This is a genomic window from Gilvirhabdus luticola (genome assembly GCF_040117515.1).
Classification (GTDB): Bacteria; Bacteroidota; Bacteroidia; order Flavobacteriales; family Flavobacteriaceae; genus Gilvirhabdus; species Gilvirhabdus luticola.
This window is the reverse complement of sequence record NZ_JBEEEN010000004.1, coordinates 239,765-257,863: the sequence shown is the minus strand read 5'-3', so window position 1 is coordinate 257,863 and position 18,099 is coordinate 239,765. Positions and strand designations below refer to the sequence as shown.

23 protein-coding genes and 1 tRNA gene are annotated in these 18,099 nt (G+C 30.5%); 5 read left to right on the top strand and 19 right to left on the bottom strand.

All coding sequences use genetic code 11. The annotated features are described in order from the left end of the window. A partial coding sequence (locus AAFP94_RS09430; protein ID WP_316662385.1) for an HYR domain-containing protein occupies positions 1-1,091 on the bottom strand: 1,091 nt, incomplete at its 3' end. Positions 1,092-1,777: 686 nt separating this feature from the next. Continuing rightward, positions 1,778-1,851: transfer RNA gene (locus AAFP94_RS09425), tRNA-Met, on the bottom strand. Positions 1,852-1,984: 133 nt separating this feature from the next. On the opposite strand from AAFP94_RS09425, the gene AAFP94_RS09420 reads away from it, so the two are divergent. Both AAFP94_RS09420 and AAFP94_RS09415 read left to right on the top strand, forming a co-directional pair. Further along, positions 1,985-2,371 carry an START-like domain-containing protein gene (locus AAFP94_RS09420; protein ID WP_316662383.1) on the top strand — a complete coding sequence of 129 codons (387 nt, stop codon included), beginning with the start codon at positions 1,985-1,987 and terminating at the stop codon, positions 2,369-2,371. A 54-nt stretch (positions 2,372-2,425) separates the two neighbouring features. Continuing rightward, the gene (locus AAFP94_RS09415) at positions 2,426-3,271 is read left to right on the top strand and encodes an aminotransferase class IV (RefSeq protein WP_316662382.1); all 846 of its coding nucleotides are present in this window, start codon (positions 2,426-2,428) and stop codon (positions 3,269-3,271) included. On the opposite strand, the gene AAFP94_RS09410 is transcribed toward AAFP94_RS09415, so the two are convergent. The 5 genes from AAFP94_RS09410 to AAFP94_RS09390 form a co-directional block, all read right to left on the bottom strand. Continuing rightward, complete coding sequence (locus tag AAFP94_RS09410) at positions 3,264-3,824, bottom strand: YqgE/AlgH family protein (protein ID WP_316662381.1); 561 nt, start codon at positions 3,822-3,824, stop codon at positions 3,264-3,266. The two genes, AAFP94_RS09415 and AAFP94_RS09410, sit on opposite strands and share 8 nt — an antisense overlap. Positions 3,825-3,947: 123 nt before the next feature. Continuing rightward, entirely contained in the window at positions 3,948-4,220 is a 273-nt protein-coding gene (locus AAFP94_RS09405; RefSeq protein ID WP_316662380.1) for an HU family DNA-binding protein, read from the bottom strand. 190 nt (positions 4,221-4,410) lie between these two features. Then, positions 4,411-5,361 (bottom strand): methionyl-tRNA formyltransferase, encoded by a 951-nt coding sequence (fmt, locus tag AAFP94_RS09400; protein ID WP_316662379.1) that lies wholly within the window; start codon positions 5,359-5,361, stop codon positions 4,411-4,413. Beyond that, positions 5,358-7,259 (bottom strand): RecQ family ATP-dependent DNA helicase, encoded by a 1,902-nt coding sequence (locus tag AAFP94_RS09395; RefSeq protein ID WP_316662378.1) that lies wholly within the window; start codon positions 7,257-7,259, stop codon positions 5,358-5,360. Before AAFP94_RS09395 ends, fmt begins: the two co-directional genes overlap by 4 nt. A 5-nt stretch (positions 7,260-7,264) precedes the next feature. Then, positions 7,265-7,819, bottom strand: coding sequence for an AAA family ATPase (locus AAFP94_RS09390; RefSeq protein ID WP_316662377.1), 555 nt, complete (start codon positions 7,817-7,819; stop codon positions 7,265-7,267). 90 nt (positions 7,820-7,909) lie between these two features. On the opposite strand from AAFP94_RS09390, the gene AAFP94_RS09385 reads away from it, so the two are divergent. The 3 genes from AAFP94_RS09385 (at position 7,910) to murA (ending at position 10,235) form a co-directional block, all read left to right on the top strand. After that, positions 7,910-8,203, top strand: coding sequence for a DUF493 domain-containing protein (locus AAFP94_RS09385; RefSeq protein WP_316662376.1), 294 nt, complete (start codon positions 7,910-7,912; stop codon positions 8,201-8,203). A gap of 67 nt (positions 8,204-8,270) precedes the next feature. Next, positions 8,271-8,918, top strand: coding sequence for a DUF4290 domain-containing protein (locus AAFP94_RS09380; RefSeq protein ID WP_316662375.1), 648 nt, complete (start codon positions 8,271-8,273; stop codon positions 8,916-8,918). A 9-nt stretch (positions 8,919-8,927) separates the two neighbouring features. Further along, positions 8,928-10,235: a UDP-N-acetylglucosamine 1-carboxyvinyltransferase gene (murA, locus tag AAFP94_RS09375; RefSeq protein ID WP_316662374.1), complete on the top strand. Its 1,308-nt coding sequence runs from the start codon at positions 8,928-8,930 to the stop codon at positions 10,233-10,235. Between the two features lie 5 nt (positions 10,236-10,240). Here murA and AAFP94_RS09370 read toward each other — a convergent pair whose 3' ends face one another. From AAFP94_RS09370 to AAFP94_RS09315, 12 genes are all read right to left on the bottom strand, one after another. Next, the gene (locus AAFP94_RS09370; protein WP_316662373.1) at positions 10,241-11,146 is read right to left on the bottom strand and encodes a PIG-L family deacetylase; all 906 of its coding nucleotides are present in this window, start codon (positions 11,144-11,146) and stop codon (positions 10,241-10,243) included. A 76-nt stretch (positions 11,147-11,222) separates the two neighbouring features. After that, entirely contained in the window at positions 11,223-12,527 is a 1,305-nt protein-coding gene (locus tag AAFP94_RS09365; protein ID WP_316662372.1) for a cryptochrome/photolyase family protein, read from the bottom strand. Between the two features lie 2 nt (positions 12,528-12,529). Then, on the bottom strand, positions 12,530-12,994 hold the full coding sequence (locus AAFP94_RS09360; RefSeq protein WP_316662371.1) for an SRPBCC family protein: 465 nt from the start codon (positions 12,992-12,994) through the stop codon (positions 12,530-12,532). Then, positions 12,991-13,452 carry a TspO/MBR family protein gene (locus AAFP94_RS09355; protein WP_316662370.1) on the bottom strand — a complete coding sequence of 154 codons (462 nt, stop codon included), beginning with the start codon at positions 13,450-13,452 and terminating at the stop codon, positions 12,991-12,993. The genes AAFP94_RS09360 and AAFP94_RS09355 overlap by 4 nt, the downstream gene beginning before the upstream one ends. An 8-nt stretch (positions 13,453-13,460) precedes the next feature. Next, positions 13,461-13,637, bottom strand: a complete 177-nt coding sequence (locus AAFP94_RS09350; protein WP_316662368.1) for a Lacal_2735 family protein — start codon at positions 13,635-13,637, stop codon at positions 13,461-13,463. A gap of 5 nt (positions 13,638-13,642) precedes the next feature. Then, positions 13,643-14,158, bottom strand: a complete 516-nt coding sequence (locus AAFP94_RS09345; RefSeq protein ID WP_316662393.1) for a glutathione peroxidase — start codon at positions 14,156-14,158, stop codon at positions 13,643-13,645. Between the two features lie 30 nt (positions 14,159-14,188). Next, positions 14,189-14,872: an SDR family NAD(P)-dependent oxidoreductase gene (locus AAFP94_RS09340; RefSeq protein WP_316662365.1), complete on the bottom strand. Its 684-nt coding sequence runs from the start codon at positions 14,870-14,872 to the stop codon at positions 14,189-14,191. A 3-nt stretch (positions 14,873-14,875) separates the two neighbouring features. After that, positions 14,876-15,100: a hypothetical protein gene (locus AAFP94_RS09335; RefSeq protein WP_316662363.1), complete on the bottom strand. Its 225-nt coding sequence runs from the start codon at positions 15,098-15,100 to the stop codon at positions 14,876-14,878. Between the two features lie 3 nt (positions 15,101-15,103). Beyond that, on the bottom strand, positions 15,104-15,802 hold the full coding sequence (gene folE / locus AAFP94_RS09330; protein ID WP_316662361.1) for a GTP cyclohydrolase I FolE: 699 nt from the start codon (positions 15,800-15,802) through the stop codon (positions 15,104-15,106). Positions 15,803-15,857: 55 nt separating this feature from the next. After that, the gene (locus AAFP94_RS09325; protein WP_316662358.1) at positions 15,858-16,148 is read right to left on the bottom strand and encodes a TIGR03643 family protein; all 291 of its coding nucleotides are present in this window, start codon (positions 16,146-16,148) and stop codon (positions 15,858-15,860) included. Next, positions 16,117-16,557 carry a hypothetical protein gene (locus tag AAFP94_RS09320; RefSeq protein WP_316662357.1) on the bottom strand — a complete coding sequence of 147 codons (441 nt, stop codon included), beginning with the start codon at positions 16,555-16,557 and terminating at the stop codon, positions 16,117-16,119. The genes AAFP94_RS09325 and AAFP94_RS09320 overlap by 32 nt, the downstream gene beginning before the upstream one ends. A 109-nt stretch (positions 16,558-16,666) precedes the next feature. Then, on the bottom strand, positions 16,667-18,088 hold the full coding sequence (locus tag AAFP94_RS09315; RefSeq protein WP_316662356.1) for an SDR family oxidoreductase: 1,422 nt from the start codon (positions 18,086-18,088) through the stop codon (positions 16,667-16,669). Positions 18,089-18,099: the final 11 nt, after the last annotated feature.

The window sequence follows — 18,099 nt, the reverse complement described above, 5'->3', positions numbered from 1 at the left end:
ACCACATTAGGGTTAGCAGCAGGCACATCAGCTAAACATTGTACATTAATATCAGCTGGGTTTGAAGCAGTAGGCGGTATAGTATCAGAAACTACGACATCAAAATTACAGTTAGCTGTTAAACCGGCAGCATCAGTTACGGTAAGGCCTATATTTGTTGTTCCAACAGAAACTACGGTTCCAGCTATAGGCGATTGAGTTACGACTCCACCAGCACAATTATCATTAGCAGTAGCTAGTCCTGTATAGTCTGGAATAGTAAAGTTACAAGACGCATCTACATTCCCAGTTTGGTTACCAGGACAGGTTATGGTTGGTGGAATATTATCATTTACTCTTATTTCAAAACTACATGAAGCTGTATTACTTGAGGAATCAACAAAATTAACAACAACAGTTGTAATTCCAGCATTAAAAGTAACACCACCTACAAAATTATTTTTACCCTCAATAATATTATTTGTAGTAGTAGCACCTGAAGCTGACCAATCTACTACGTTAACTGTCGTACAATTATCAGTAGCAGTTGGAAAAAAATTATTGTAAGCGACATAACTGCAAGCACCAGAGTTAACATTAGGATATCTTGTCATACAATTACTAACAACTGGACTTTCACTGTCATTAACAGTAACAGTAAAGCTACAACCTGAACCACCATCATCATCAATATAGTTTATTGTAGTGACACCAACGTTAAATGTATAGCTTCCTATTTGTCCACTTCCAGAACCAGAAGTAGCTCCTGTCATTGTCCAATTTAGAGTACCAGTAAAACTTGTAACATCTAGATTAGAACTAATTAATGCATTACAATTACCAGCGTCATTATTGACGTTAATGTTTGATGGGCAACCTGTTATTACAAAAGCTGAAGTTTTTACTGTTTTTAAATTTTTGTTATTCAGGAAAGCTGATGAAATAGTATTATTTACTTGCTCTTTGTCTTTAAATGTATCAACAAAAAAAGTAATTAATTTAGCTTGTAAATTATTAGTCGGTAGAAAATGAAATGATGAGTTAAGATAATTGTTTGCATAAATATTATAGCAACATATTAGCAATAACAGCGCAACGTATTTTTTTTTCATAGTATTTAGTTAAGTATTAGGGCATTACATAAACTAAAAATTATTCTCATCAATATTAATTTTCGAGAGAATTTATTTTTTGGTTATAAATTGCTATTAACCAATTAGTGAGGGAAGTATAAAAATATTGTTGTATAAATGATACAGCAAAAATACTCGATTAACTACGTTTTTAATCTTTATACGAACTAATAATTTTATTCATGAATTAATCAATCTTAATTAATTATTAAACTGTTAACTAAGCAAAATTCCTACCTGAAATAATAATTAAAATTAAATATCGATTGCAATATAGATATTATTTTTAATAAATCATCCATGAAATGCAAAAAAATACGATAAAGCGTAATATTACAAAAATCGATTATCTTATAAATAGTTGTAAATCAACGAATTAAATTAATAATTAAATAATCTATAAATAAAGTTGTAATTCACTTAATAATTTAAGGAATATTTTGGATTTTGAAACTGTCTTTTTTATAAAAAGTCATATTGTTAGTATTTAAGAATGTATCCTGCATACTATTTTCAGAAGTCCAGTTTTAATAATATGATTCATGCAGTTTATTGTAGTTTTATAAATTTTGATTTAACTCATTAAATTTTTAATAGTTATATTTAAAACGATCAATTAACGATTAAAATAAAAAAAGGACTAAAACTTTAGTCCTTGATATAAGTAGCGAGAACGAGAATTGAACTCGTGACCTCCGGGTTATGAATCCGACGCTCTAACCGACTGAGCTACCTCGCCTTAAAATTAAGGCTGCAAATATAAAAACAAAATTATTGCAAGCAAAGAATTAATTTGCTAAAATATTTTTTGAAATAGTTTTAAACTTATTAATTAATGTATATATTGAGCGAAATAAATTTTAAAGGCTTTTATGGACGAGAAAATTAAATTTGAACTAGAATTTCCAATACACGCATCTCCACAATTACTTTACCAATACATATCAACACCTTCAGGTTTGTCTGAATGGTTCGCAGATAATGTAAATTCTCGTGGTGAACTCTTTAGGTTTATTTGGGATGGAGCAGAAGAGCAAGCAAAATTGGTGAGCAAGAAAAGTGGTGAGCGTGTAAAATTCAAATGGTTAACTGATGATGATGAACCTTATTATTTTGAAATAAGAATACAAGTAGACGAAATTACCAAAGACGTTTCTTTAATGGTTGCAGATTTTGCCGAAGAAGATGAAGTAGATGAAGCTAAAATGCTATGGGAAAATCAAATTTCAGATTTAAAGCAAGTACTTGGTTCGGCGTAAAATCACTTTTGTAATTTAAAGTATATTTGTCCCGAAAAATTCGGGATTTTTTTTATGATAAACTTTAACGGAAACATAATAGACAGCGAAGAAGTTTTAAGCATTAAAAACAGGGGTTATAATTATGGTGACGCACTGTTTGAAACAATCAAAGTTTTAAACGGCAAGCCTTTGTTTTTTGAAGATCATTATTTTAGGTTGATGGCTTCTATGAGAATTTTACGCATGGAAATTCCGATGAATTTTACTATAGAATTTTTGGAGCAAGAGATTTATAAAACCCTTAAATCCAACAAATTATTAAATAATTCTGCAAGAGTAAAACTTAACATTCATAGAAACGAAGGTGGCTTTTATTTACCTAAATCCAATGACATAAGTTATATAATTTCATGCCAAATCCTTAAAGAAGACATTTACAAGATAAAACAAAAAGCCTATGAGGTCGATTTGTTTAAAGATTACTATGTTACTCCAGGATTATTGTCAACTTTAAAAACAAATAATAAAGCACTTCATGTTATTGCGAATATTTATGCAAGTGAAAACAGGTTGCATAATTGTCTTTTGTTAAATACAAATAAACATGTTATTGAAGCAATCAATGGAAATGTTTTTATCATCAAAGACAATATTATTAAAACACCACCATTAGCTGATGGCTGTTTAAAAGGTATTATGAGAAAGCAGATAATTGAAATTCTTCAATCATTGCCTGATTATAGTTTTGAGGAAGTTTCAATTTCTCCTTTTGAACTTCAAAAAGCGGATGAATTGTTTCTAACAAATGTTATTGTTGGTGTTCAACCTATTTCAAAATACAGAAAGAAGTATTTTACAAATGAAATATCAAAAATGTTGATAGAAAAATTGAACGTAAAAATGAGACTGACTAGTTAAAACTAGGGTTTTCAGGAGCATTAGACCAAATACTATAATCACCACCTAATTCCAACATTTTTTCTTTCCAGAAAGTTTGATAGTCTTTTTCAATGATTTCTTTTTCATAAATGTTCTTACTCACCAACCAAGAATTGAGTTTTAATTCATTTTCCAATTGTGCAGAATCCCATCCAGAATAACCAAGAAAGAACCGTATGTCACTATCATCAATTTCATTGTTGGCAATAAGCTCTACGACCCTATTGAAATCTCCACCCCAATAAATGCCAAGTGAAATTTCAATGCTATCTGGAATAATTTCAGGTATTTTATGAATAAAGTATAAATTATCTTGCTCTACGGGACCGCCATTATATACTTTAAAATCGGCTTCAATCTCTGGGATTAGTTCTTTTATGGTATAGTTTAAGGGTTTATTTAAAATAAATCCTATAGAACCTTCTTTAGTATGATCGGCTAATAAAATTATAGATCTATTAAAGGACATGTCTCCAATTATTGATGGCTCTGCGATTAACAAATCACCTTTTTTGGGTCTAATTGTAATCATAATTTGAAGAATTTGTAATGAAAGCTAACAAAAAATTAATAAAAAACAAATCGTTTCAACTAATATAAATAAAAAAAGCCCTCTAATTTTAGAAGGCTATTTTTATTTATAGAGAAGTAAAAACTAGTTTACTGCACTTGCTAAATCAGATCCAGCCTTAAATTTAACTACTTTTTTAGCTTTAATTTTAATAGTTTCACCTGTTTGAGGATTTCTACCTTCTCTTGCAGATCTTTTAGAAACTGACCAAGATCCAAAACCTACCAAAGAAACTCTATTACCTTTTTGTAAAGCTCCTTCAATTTCTATTAACGCACATTCTAAAGCTTTTTTAGCTGCTGCTTTAGTAATTCCTGCGTGTTCTGCCATAGCATCGATTAAATCTGTTTTGTTCATAATATAAAATTTAATTATTAATTAATTGTGGTTAAACATTATTGTTAAATCCTATACAAATTTATACGGATTATGCAATCACGCAAGTAATAGCAAGGGAAATACATGTTTTTGTTAATAACTTATATCATTTGTTAATAAAGATTATGTATTTCATCGATTTTTACGAAATATCAATAATAATAAGGGTTTAGAGCATTTTAGAGTTGGCTTCAAAATGATACCCGTTTAAAAGCGAAATGGAATCCATTTTACGCTTTCCAGGGAGTTGTATTTCTGTTATAATAATAAAGCCATTTTTAACAGCAATCTTTATACTCTTTTTATCTGTAAGTATACGACCCGTTTTGTACTCGTGATTTACATATTCTTTTTTGGCTTCATAGATTTTAACATTCAGGCTGTCTTCCCCATTTTTTAAAATAGACCAAGCTCCTGGATAAGGACTTAAGCCTCTTATTTTATTGAAAATACTTTCTATAGAACCGTTCCATTCTATTTTACAATTGTCCTTATTAAGTTTATTTGCGGTTTTTCTGTTTTTTATTTCTGGTTGTGGTATAGTAGAGAAATCTCCTTTTTCAATTAGTTTCACTGTCTTTAAAACAAGTTGACTTCCAATAACCATTAGCTTATTATGTAAGTGTCCTGCGTTTTCTTTTGGATCTATGTCTACCTCTTCTTGAAGAATCATTTCTCCAGTATCTATTTTGTCGTCAATAAAAAAAGTTGAAACTCCAGTCCTAGTTTCTCCATTAATTATTGCCCAGTTTATAGGAGCTGCTCCACGATAATTAGGTAATAAAGAAGCATGTAAATTAAAGGTGCCAAACTCTGGCATTTGCCAGACAACTTTGGGAAGCATTCTGAAAGCCACTACTATTTGAAGATTGGCATTTAAAGATCTTAAATTTGAAATAAAGTCTTCATTTTTTAGATTGGTTGGTTGCAAAATTTTTAACCCTTGAGATTCGGCATATTTTTTTACGGCACTTTTATGCAGTTTTCTGCCTCTTCCTGCAGGCTTGTCAGGTGCTGTTATAACACCAACAATATTGTAATTTTCTTCCACTAAATTTTTAAGTGTTGCAACTGCAAAATCTGGCGTTCCCATAAATACTATTCTTAAATCCTTACTCATAGGTGTGCTAGTTTATATGTGTTTTTATTGGTAACAGAAATAATATTGTATTCTAAAAGCTCTTTTAAAATATTTAAAATATCAGATTCACTACAAACCAATGTTTCGGCTATTTTTCTAGATGAATGATCACCTGATTGTAGAATTTCTATAATTTGCTTTTTAAGCAAATTTTTATCGTTCGCTGGCTGTTTTGTATTTGCATTACAAACAGAGCAGTTCCCACAGTTTTTTAAATGTTCTTCACCAAAATATTCTAAAAGTTGAATACTTCGACATTTGTTATCATTCTTAATATAACCTAACACAGCATGCACTTGTTTGTATTTTAATAGGTTTTGCTGCTCAATAAATTTAGAAATTCTGTTAATGGTTTTATCGTCTTCACGAGGCTCTATAAACGTAATTTGAACATCTGTTTTTGTTTGATTGAGCACTATAACTCCATCTTGTTCTAATTTTTTTAAGGATTGAATTAATTCATCTTCATCTATAGAAGCTTTGTTAGCTATTAATAAGATATTAATTTTTGTGATGTGATCAAAAACACCTCCATAAGTTCGTAATAAAGATTTTATAACAAGTTCTAAACTTTGATTTTTATCTACATAATTAAAAATATCATTTCCTTTAACTAGAAATTGAACAGTTGTAGAACGATTGAACTGTTTTGAAAGACTAATAACACTGGTTCTGTCTAAAATTTGCAATGCGTTGTAGGATAAAACACTGTTAAAATTATACGTTTTGCAAAACGCATTAAAATTAAAATCTTGACTAAAGTTTTCACCTTCACCATAAGCAATTTGAAAATAGCTGCACAGTTTCTTATATACCTGCTTTACAAAATCAACGTTTGGGAGAACGTTTAAAAACTGATTTTTAACCAGCTGCTCATCACTTTTATTTTTCAGAATTATAGCTCTAGACATTTCACCATTACGGCCAGCTCGACCTGCTTCCTGGAAATAACTTTCAATGCTTTCTGGTAAGTTGAAATGAATAACCGTTTTTACATCTGGTTTGTCAATACCCATTCCAAAAGCACTGGTAGCAACCATTACCTGTTTTTGATTATTGAGCCATTCATTTAGATGTTCATCCTTTTCTTTATTTGAAAGTCCACCATGATAAAATGTAGAAGATATTTCTTTTGAAATAAGATGTTTGCTTATCTCCAATGTTAGTTTTCTACTTCTAACATAAATGATTGCAGAATACTCATCATTTTTTAAAATACGTATAATTCTATAAAACTTATCATTTTCATCATATACTTCATATGACAAATTTGGTCTAGCAAAGGACTGTTTAAAAACTTTTGGGTTAATAAAATCAAGCTCGTTTATAATATCATCAACAACAGCAGCAGTAGCTGAAGCAGTTAAAGCTATCACATTTGTGTTTGGCTGTAATTGCCTTAAGATCTGAATGTTTTTATACGCTGGCCTAAAATCATTTCCCCATTGCGATATGCAATGTGCTTCATCAACAGCAATCAGATTCACATGCATTTGTTTTATTCTATCCTGAACTAGTTCTTGTTGCAGTCTTTCAGGCGATAAGTATAAAAATTTGTAATTTCCATAAATACAATTATCTAAAAGGGTATCCAATTGATTATAAGAAATTCCACTTGTAAGCGCCAATGCTTTAATACCTTTATCATTAAGTGTCTGAACCTGATCTTTCATAAGAGCAACTAATGGAGAAATCACGATGCAAATACCTTCTTTTATTAAAGCAGGAATTTGAAAACAAATAGATTTTCCGCCACCTGTTGGCAATAGTGCGAATGTATCTTCTCCTTCTAAAACACTGTTAATGATTTCCTCTTGGAGTGGTTTAAATTCTGTATAATTCCAGTACTGTTCTAATGTGTTTATAGGATTTTGCACCAGATTTAAATGTTATCTATTATAAAGTTAGCACGCTCTGAAATACTTCCAAATGGAACATTTTTAATGTCATATCCAAAATTGTCATAAACATTAACCAAACAATCGTGAATTTTAAGAGCTTCATCAAAGGTTTCAAATCTTTCGTTGTCTGAAATATAAATCGCTTCCCATGGAGGCAATATAAATACATCGGTATATATATGATTGTTACAAGCTTCAATAAAGACCTTATCAAAAGGTTGATTAAAAAACTCCATATAAGCTAAAACATCTGGTATTCCTCTATCAAAAAAACTTTTTTTATAGTTTAAAACCTTGGATTGGGTAAATTGTTCAACTCGGCCATTGAGTAGTTGTGTGTTAAAGAGCAATGGATCATCTACAAAAGCAATTGGATTTGAAAAGTGTTTAGATGACTCACTTTCGTTTTTGGCTTGAGATGTTAGAGTTCTAATTATTTCTTCAAAACAAAAATATCCTCTGCTTTTTAACTCATTTATTACCGATGTTTTTCCCGTTCCAGGTCCACCGGTAATGACTATTTTTTTAGAATTCAAATTCGCAAGATTTTAAGTGTAAAATTCGGAATTAAAATCATAAATAAAAAATGCAAAGGAAACAGTATATTTGCAGCATAAAAAATAACAATGAGCAATAGCGAAAATCAGGATGCATTTTATGAAAAATTAAAGAGCCAACTTTATGAGACAAATAGTTGGCCATCGGAATATTTGTACAAATTTATTGTAAAGTCTGACATTCATAAAATTGCTGAAATTGAAGCTATATTCAATAATATGGGAGCTGTTATACATACAATTGAAAGTAAAAATGGAAAATACACAAGTGTTTCCATTAATGTCTTGTTAAGAGATCCTGAATCAGTTATAATAAAGTATAAAGAAGTTATAGAAAATGTTGAAGGTGTTATAAGCCTTTAGTTTTTTTTTGTATTTTGCACACGCATAGATACTACATGCTTAAATTTTTAATTCTACACATTTTATTTTGATAGACACTTTAGAATACAACACAGAACGGGAACATTTAATTATTCCAGAATATGGACGTCATATTCAAAAAATGATAAATTATGCTAAAACCCGCGAGACAAAAGAAGAACGGAACAAATTGGCAAAAGCCATTATTGCTGTAATGGGCAATATGCAACCTCATTTACGTGATGTTCCAGATTTTCAGCATAAACTTTGGGATCAGTTATTTATCATGTCCAATTTTGAATTAGATGCAGATTCGCCATTTGAGAAACCTTCTAAAGAAATGTTGGCAGAACGTCCCGACCCTTTAAAATATCCTCAAAATCATCCTAAATATAGATTTTATGGTAACAATATTAAGACCATGATAGATGTTGCTAATACATGGGAGGAAGGAGAGCTTAAGGAAGCACTTATTTACACTATTGCTAACCACATGAAAAAGTGTTTTTTAAATTGGAATAAAGATACTGTTGAAGATGATGTAATTTTCGAGCATCTTTATGAACTATCTAATGGTAAAATAAACCTAAAAAACACTGATGAGGATTTAAGCGATTCTACAAGTTTGATGCGTACAAAGAAAAAATATGGCTCTAGCAACAGTAAAAAAGGACATCATAAAAAAGGGTCTAACCGAGGCAGAAAACGTTACTAATTAGAGTTAATGAAAACATTTAAAATAGACGGAGGTCATAAGCTTAAAGGTAGCATCCAACCTCAAGGCGCAAAAAATGAAGCTTTACAAATTTTATGTGCTATTCTTTTAACTCCAGAAAAAGTTGTTATTAATAACATTCCTGATATTGTAGATGTTAATAAACTTATAAAACTACTTGGTAAATTAGGTGTTAAAATTATAAAGCTAGCTCACGGTTCTTACCAATTTCAAGCCGATAACATTAATTTAAAATATTTAGAATCTCCTGAATTTAAGGAAGATGGAAGAGGTTTACGAGGTTCTATTATGATTGTTGGACCATTATTAGCACGTTTTGGTAAAGGTTATATTCCAAAACCTGGAGGAGATAAAATAGGAAGACGACGATTAGATACTCATTTTGAAGGTTTTATAAAACTTGGCGCAAAATTTAGATATAGTCGAGAAGACCAGTTTTATGGTGTAGAAGCCAAAAAATTAAAGGGAACTTACATGTTGCTTGAAGAGGCATCAGTTACTGGAACCGCCAATATTGTGATGGCAGCTGTTTTAGCTGAAGGAAAAACAACCATTTACAACGCAGCTTGTGAACCTTACTTACAGCAACTTTGCAAAATGTTGAATAGAATGGGAGCTAAAATTACTGGTGTAGGCTCTAATAAGTTGGTTGTTGAAGGTGTAGATAAATTAGGAGGTACAGAACACAGAATGCTACCCGATATGATTGAAATCGGTAGCTGGATTGGACTGGCTGCTATGACTAAAAGTGAACTTACAATTACTAATGTAAGTTGGGATGATTTAGGATTAATACCTAATGTGTTTAGAAAATTAGGTATTACTGTTGAAAGGCAAGGAGATGATATTCATGTTCCAGCACATACAGATGGTTACCAAATACAAAGCTTTATAGATGGTTCTATATTAACCATTTCAGATGCACCTTGGCCAGGATTTACACCAGATTTATTAAGTATTATTTTGGTTGTAGCAACACAGGCAAGAGGTAGTGTATTAATACATCAAAAAATGTTTGAAAGCCGATTGTTCTTTGTAGATAAATTGATAGACATGGGGGCAAAAATCATACTTTGTGATCCGCATCGTGCGACCGTTATTGGGCATGATTTTAAATCGACTTTAAAAGCTACCACTATGACTTCGCCAGATATTAGGGCAGGAGTTTCTCTATTAATAGCTGCATTGTCTGCAAAAGGTACATCTATAATTCACAATATAGAACAGATAGATAGAGGTTACGAACGTATAGATGAACGTCTTCGTGCTATTGGCGCTAAAATTGAAAGGATTTAGATAGATTATTCCTGTTCTAAATCAGAAAGAAAAACGTCTCTAAAATATTGACGGCCAATATATGCATTATGACCGTCATCCCAAGTACTATAATGAAAATTATCTGAAAGTCCAGAAGCCGTTACACCCCAAGTTCCTGCACCGATTAAGAAGTCATTTTCGAAAATATTGATGGGTTTTGTACTCGTATTGTATTCTTGGTAAAGCCTCACAGATTTCATTCCTAAATTATGGGCAACCTTTTGCATAATTAGTGAAGAGTTTAAATGATCTGAATGGTCTCCTGGATTAATATTTCCGTTAGTATCAGCAATATTAAATAAAACCTCTTCTATATTGGTTGATTCATAGGTTACAATATTAGATATGGTTTGTATTAGGTCATCAAGAGAATTATATTCACTACTGTTATCAATTGCCATGATTGAAGGTATCGATCCTTCAAATAGTTTTTTCAAACTCTTATCGCTGTGTATTGGATAACCAGCTCCATTGATATTGCCATCAGGTAATCTTAAAAAGTAAACAACAGCATTGGCATAGCTATATCTTAACAAAAGATGTTCATTTATTAAAACCTCCATTTTATTCATATTGTCACCTTGTCTCAAATCATTATTTATAGCATTACATAAAAAGCGTATAGCTCTTAAACTGCCTTCTTCACGTGCCAAGTAATAGCTTGTATTCCCAGTACCACTACCAGCATCTCCCGCTGTAGTATGTAAAAAAATCACTTTATTTTCTGGGTTTAGCAAATCTTGATAAGCATTAGGATTCATAAATAGTTGCCAATCATCAGGATGAGCAGATACATAAACTTTGGTATTTTGAGAATATATAGGAAGTAAAGAAAATAATAGAAGTAATGAAAGTATGATTTGATAGAATGAGTCGAATTTAATATTCATCTATTTAAAAATTTTGGTATTAAATGAGTAATTAATATTTCAATTCTAAAAATACTAATTTATTTATTTGCTGAATTTAGGATAATGCCTGTTTATAAACTTTTAAACAACGTTCTCTAGCAAATTTATGGTCAACTATTGGAGCAGGATAAGTGAGTTCCTGGTAGTCTGGCACCCATTTTTTTATGTAGTTATGGTCTTTATCAAACTTTTCAATTTGTGTTGTTGGATTAAAGATTCTGAAATAAGGTGCTGCGTCTACGCCACAACCTGCAACCCATTGCCAATTACCAATATTACTAGCCATTTCGTAATCGTGTAACTTTTCTGCAAAGTAAGCTTCACCCCAACGCCAGTCAATTAATAAATGTTTACACAAAAAACTACCAACCACCATGCGCACACGATTGTGCATAAATCCAGTTTGATTTAATTGTCGCATACCAGCATCTACCAAAGGGTAACCCGTTTTGCCTTTACACCACTTTTTGAAATCAGTTTTATTATTTCGCCATAGTATTCGATCATATTTTGGCTTAAAACTTTCAGTCATTGTATTAGGAAAATGCCACAAAATTTGCATAAAGAATTCGCGCCAAATTAGTTCTTGCCAAAAAGTCTCATTAGCTTCTGAAATGGCTTTTTCTATTATTTTTCGAATGCTAACAGTACCAAAACGCAAATGAGGTCCAAGTCTCGACGTATTATCTTTTGCAGGAAAGTTTCTGGTTGCTTCATAATCTTGTATAAATTTTGAAGTGACTGTATATTCGGCAATTTTTTGTGAGGATTCATTAAAACCAATTTCTGATAAACTTAAATTTGGTAATTCTTTGCCTTGAATAAAGTTAGGAAGATATGTTGTCGTGTTAAATATTTCAAGTTTTGACGTTTTAAACTTTGCCTTCCAAGCTTTCATATAAGGCGTATAGACCAAATATGGTTTACCATCATTTTTAATAATATCATCTTTTTCAAAAATTACCTGATCTTTAAATGTTTTAAAATCAATTTGCTTTTCAGATAAAAAGCTTTCTATTTCCTTATCTCTTTTTATTGCATAAGGTTCATAATCGTGATTGACGTAAACACTGTTAATGTTATACTTTTTGAGGAGTTCTTTAAAAATATCTATAGGTTTTCCATAGAATAGCGCAATTCCACTATTATAGTTATGCTCAAGTTTTTGTCTTAAACTTTGGAGCGTATCATAAATAAAGGTTACGCGAGCATCATTTTTTGGAAGGTTTTCAAGAATTTCTTTGTCAAAAATAAAAATGGGTAATACAGGAAGATCGCCTAACAATGCTTTATATAAGGCAGCATTGTCTTCTAACCGGAAATCACGCCTAAACCAAAATATATTTAATGGTTGATTCATTTCTATTTGTATTCACCAAAGAGTTCGATCAGTTTTTTTTGTCTGTAATTGAATATTTCTTCCAACTTGGGCTTAACTAAAATAGGGTGAAAGAGTTGACCGATAAACCCAAAAGGAATTTTGTAATGTATGATATCTTCCATTTCAATCCCATCTTTTATTTCTTTGATAAAATGTTTATGATGCCATAAGGCATAAGGGCCGAATCTTTGCTCATCAACAAAATATTCATTGTCTTTTATATGAGTAATCTCGGTTACCCATTTGGTTTTAATGCCAAAAACAGGAGTTACAATATATTGAATGATTTGGCCTGAATACATTGGTCTATCAGCTCCAGAGAGAATATCAAAACTCATATAATCTGGTGTTATGGTTTTTAAGTTTTTTGGATTTGATAGAAATGTCCATGCTTTACCTATTGTAATTGGAAGATTTTGTTTTTTATGAAGGGTATAAATTTTCATTTATTATAAATTAAAATATAAGCATTTAATGAGAAGGCAACGAATAACCATAAAATATATGGTAATAAGAAAAAGCGATAATAACTTATTTTTCCTTGATTAAAATTGAAGAAAAAATATAATATTAAAACTGTGAGCATTATAAGTACAATTAAACCTAAAAGAATTAAATGCTTATTGAAAAATATATAATTCCATATAATATTTAAAAATACCTGAAGCGCAAATAATAAAACAATTTTTACGTTTACCTCAAATGAAAATAATTGAGCTAAATAAATAGAAAAACAAATCATTATTGTAGTCCAAGCAACTCCAAACACCCATCCAGGAGGCGTCCACGGGGCTTTGTTAAGTTGTAAATACCATTCTGTCATTGGTCCATTGTCCATAAGCCAACCTCCTAATGCTAATGCACCGAAGTTGATGATTAAAAAGAAAACAAAAAATTTAATCATTTTAAGAATCAATTTTCATTAGGTTTTAGTAATTCAATTTTTTCTAATATTTTTTCTGCTTCAGCATATTTCTCATCACTTTTTGACCTATTTATTGTGGATAGTTTATGCCATTCTGACATGAGCTTATTATATTCCTCTTGAAGCTTTTCTGACTTTGATTTCTTCTTAAAAATGCTAAACATTGGCTTTAATTTAAATGTTTTAAAATTTTACTACTTAAAGGGTTTGTAATGGAATAGTAATAATCAATAAGTTCTCCATTTGTATTGATCAGGTATTTCTGAAAATTCCATTTTACGGTAGAATTTGATATGCCATTTTTTGACTTATTGGTTAACCATTGGTATAAAGGATGCTGATTTTCACCTTTGACATCTAACTTCTCCGTTAACAGAAAAGTAACACCATAGTTTATTTTGCAAAATGTTTGTATTTCTGTTGCTGTTCCTGGTTCTTGACCTCCGAACTGATTGCAAGGAGCACCTATAATCATAAGTTTGTCTTTGTGTTTGTCATATAGTTTTTGTAAATCTTCATACTGTCCAGTAAATCCACATTCTGAAGCAACATTTACAAATAAAATATACTTTCCTCTATAATCATAAAGGTCTATGATATCCCCATTCAGAGCCTTTAATTTAATATCGTAAATAGACTCTGAAGGTGTTTCTTCTGATTTTTCTTTTGTAAAAAGTGATAACATAATAAAAGTTAAGGTTAAAAATTTCATAAGTTAGAGTTTAAGCGTTACAATACCGCAATCCATTTCAAAAATTTGACCAGTAATTGAGGAGCATTTTTCAGAAAGTAAAAAGTCCGCCATTTGGGCAACTTCTTTTGGTTGCAGGAATTTTTTTAATGGGTGCCGTTCAGTAATATTTTTTATCATTTGATCATTTCGTAATAATTTTGATGCCAATTCGGTGTCTGTAACTGTGGGAGCAATGGCATTTATTCTAATATTTGGCGCCAATTCTGCGGCTAAAGATTTTACAAGACCCTCAATACCAGATTTTGCAGTAGCAATGCTAGCATGAAAAGGCATGCCTAATTTTGAAGCTACTGAACTAAATAATAGAATTGATGGTGTATTACCATTTTTAAGTGTTGATAAATATTTTTGAATCACTTTGACAGCACCTAGAACATTAATTTCGAAATCGTCTTTAAAATCATCAAGACTTAATCTGGAAATGGGTTTTAAATTAATACTTCCAGGACAATAGATTAATCCATCTGCAGTTTCAATTTCAGGCAAACTGTCTTGAATAACATCACAAGAGAAATGTTTAAGATTTCGATGATTTATATCTGGTTTACTTCTACTAATATTTATAACCTTATGATTTTCTAGTAATAATGTAGAAAGTGCTTTACCAATACCTTTACTGCCTCCAACAATTATATATGTTTTCATTTTTTAAGCTGTTAATGGTCTACCTTTCAATCGTTTTTCAACTTTTCTTTTAATAGTAGTTAAGCGTTTCATGATATCCATTATTTTATCGTCATTCTTCTTTTTATAAATCTCATTTAGAGCTAATATTAATTTTTTAGCTTCTCGAGAAATCCTAATACGATCACTTGTAGATAATGATTGTCTCTTTTCTTTTTCAAACTTTAATGCTTTTTTAACAACATCCATAATTTATTGTTTTAAATAATTTTGTAGTTCGGCTATTTTCTGGGGAGTATTAAACACTCCACCATAATATGCTGATATTGTGGTCGAGGTGTCATCTTTAATACCTCGGGAAGATACACATAAATGTTTTGCGTCAATAATTACAGCAACGTCTTGAGTTTCTAAAACACTTTTTAGCTCATCAGCAATTTGGTTTGTTAAACGCTCCTGTACTTGTGGACGCTTTGCATAATATTGTACAATTCTATTTAATTTTGAAAGTCCAATAACTTTACCTGAAGAAATATAGGCTAAATGAGCTTTCCCAATAATAGGTACAAAGTGATGCTCACAGTTGGAATAAAATGTAATGTTTTTTTCTACCAACATTTGATTGTAATTATATTTATTATCAAACAGAGCTATTTTGGGTTTGTTAGCAGGATTTAGACCCGAAAAGATTTCTTCAATATACATTTTTGCCACACGTTTTGGAGTTCCTTTGAGCGAGTCATCAGTCAAATCTAAACCCATGACACTCATTATTTCTTCAAAAAGTAGTTCTATCTTTTCTTTTTTTTCTGAATCTGACATTAAAAAAGCATCAGACCGAAGAGGAGTTTCTAAACTCGTATAGAGGTGGTCATTTCCTATATCTTCATGGGAAAAACCATTAATTTTGTGACCACTTTTCTTTTTTGTATTTAAAATTTCTGTTTTCATAGTTGTCTTTTTAATTTGCTGATTTTAAGTATATAAATCTTAATTCAAAGCAATGTTATCGTTTAGAGATAGAGTTTTTTGATATTGGTTTTTGTCTTGAACATTTAAAACGGCCTATTTTAAAGGATCTCAATTTTTGATGTTTTGTAATTCTACCTTGGACTCTTTTTCGCCATAATATGAAACTACTTCTTTTTAGATTCTTTCTCATGAGATCTATAACTTGTTGTTCTGAAACTCCAAATTGATATGAAATAGCTTCAAAAGGCGTTCTATCTTCCCAAGCCATTTCTATTATTCTGTCAATACTTTGATTATTTTGTGTTTTGAAAGTTGTAGACATCATATTTAAAATCATTTTTTATTTTGTTTTCTAATAGTTTTTTAAAAAACATTCTGTTCTCTTTTAACATTTTGTTGTTTAAAAAATGAATGTATTTTCCTTGGGCATGTATACTGGTACCATTAGTTTTATAAATCACTAATTGATAATAGGGAATTATCCATGAATAATTTTTATGTCCTTTATTTATATGAATAATAATACCATCGGGGCGTAATTCTATATTCGCATAATTTATATCTGATACAGAATTTATAAATAAATTTAAATTGGGGCTCACATCTTCAATGATCATTCGTTTGGAACCTATACCTTTCATTTTAATAGATTCAAAAAATGAAAATGATTTTCCTATTAAATCCTCAATAATAACTTTGTAATCTTTATTATAATGTGTTGTGTCTAAAATCAAAATCTACTTATTTACGTACAAATATACAAAATGTCTAACTTTAAATGAAATAAATTAGACAAAAATTAACAATTTAGATTAAATGTACTGTTGTTATAAACCTTAAACCCTATTTAGAAAGGTTATTTATTAGGCCCTTAAAAATAAATCCATGAAAAGGTAAGACACTATACCAATAAAATCTTCCTGCCAAACCTTTTGGCCTAAATGTAGCTGTTTGCTTTAGTATATTATCTTCGATTTTAAATTCTAACCATGCTTCTCCAGGTAAGCGCATTTCTGCATAAAGTAAGAGTCTTTTTTTAGATTTATCTGCAAAAATTACACGCCAAAAATCTAATGCATCACCGGCAAATAGTTCGGTTGGATTTGTCCTACCTCTTCTTAACCCAATGCCTCCAACAAGTTTATCTATATAACCCCTAATTCTCCATAAGAAAGTTCCATAATACCAACCAGTTTCACCTCCAATGGACCAGATTTTGTTCAGTGTTTTATCTGGGTTTTTCACTAGTGCTTCTTTATAATCTTTAAAGCATCCAAAAGTTGGTACATTAATATATTTGTGAAGATTATTTTTCAAACGTCCACTACTTATCATGGAATCTTTCCAGCTAGATATGATACTATTTTGTTCAATTTTTTCAAATGCCAACTTTACAGCCATCTTGTAAGTAACTGGAGTAATATTTAATAACGTGTTAATTTTACTAGGTTTTCCAATAATTTCAACACCCATGCTCTCCACCAAGTTGGTTGCCAGTTTATATGAAGTTGAGGTTACAAAATACAACCAATATGAAGATAATTTGGGTGTCATAATAGGAACAGTTAGGATATATCGTTTTAGATTTCTTACTTCAGCAAATTGAAGTAACATTTGTTTGTAAGTTAGGATCTCTGGTCCAAAAATATCATAGGAATTGTTATATAATTTTTCATTTCCTATACTTTTTAATAAATATGAAAGAACATCTCTTACTGCAAGTGGCTGGGTTTTAGTGTTTAGCCATTTTGGAGCGATCATAAATGGTAATTTTTCTACCAAATCTCTTATGATTTCAAATGAAGAGCTACCTGATCCTACTATAATACCTGCTTTAAAAACTGTAGTCGCATAAATATTGGACCTTAAAACCTCTTCAACCCTTTTTCTAGATTGTAAATGTTTAGATAAATTTTTATCATTCGTAATGCCACTCAGATAAATTACTTGTTTAACATTGGTTGATTCTAAATATTCTTTAAAATTTTCGGCACACTTTTCTTCTAAATTTTTAAAATTGTTTGAAGTATTAGACATAGAGTGTATTAAATAAAAGGCTACATCAATATCTTTTGGAATTGAATTTAGAGTTTCTGGTTTTAAAAAGTCGTTTTCAGAAATAGAAATATTCTCTTCGTCTTTATAAATTCTATCTACTCTTAATTTATCTCTAACACTAAATATTATTTCGTGACCATCGTTCAACAATAAAGGCACTAAACGTTTCCCAATATATCCAGTAGCCCCTGTAACAAGTACTTTCATTTATATGATTT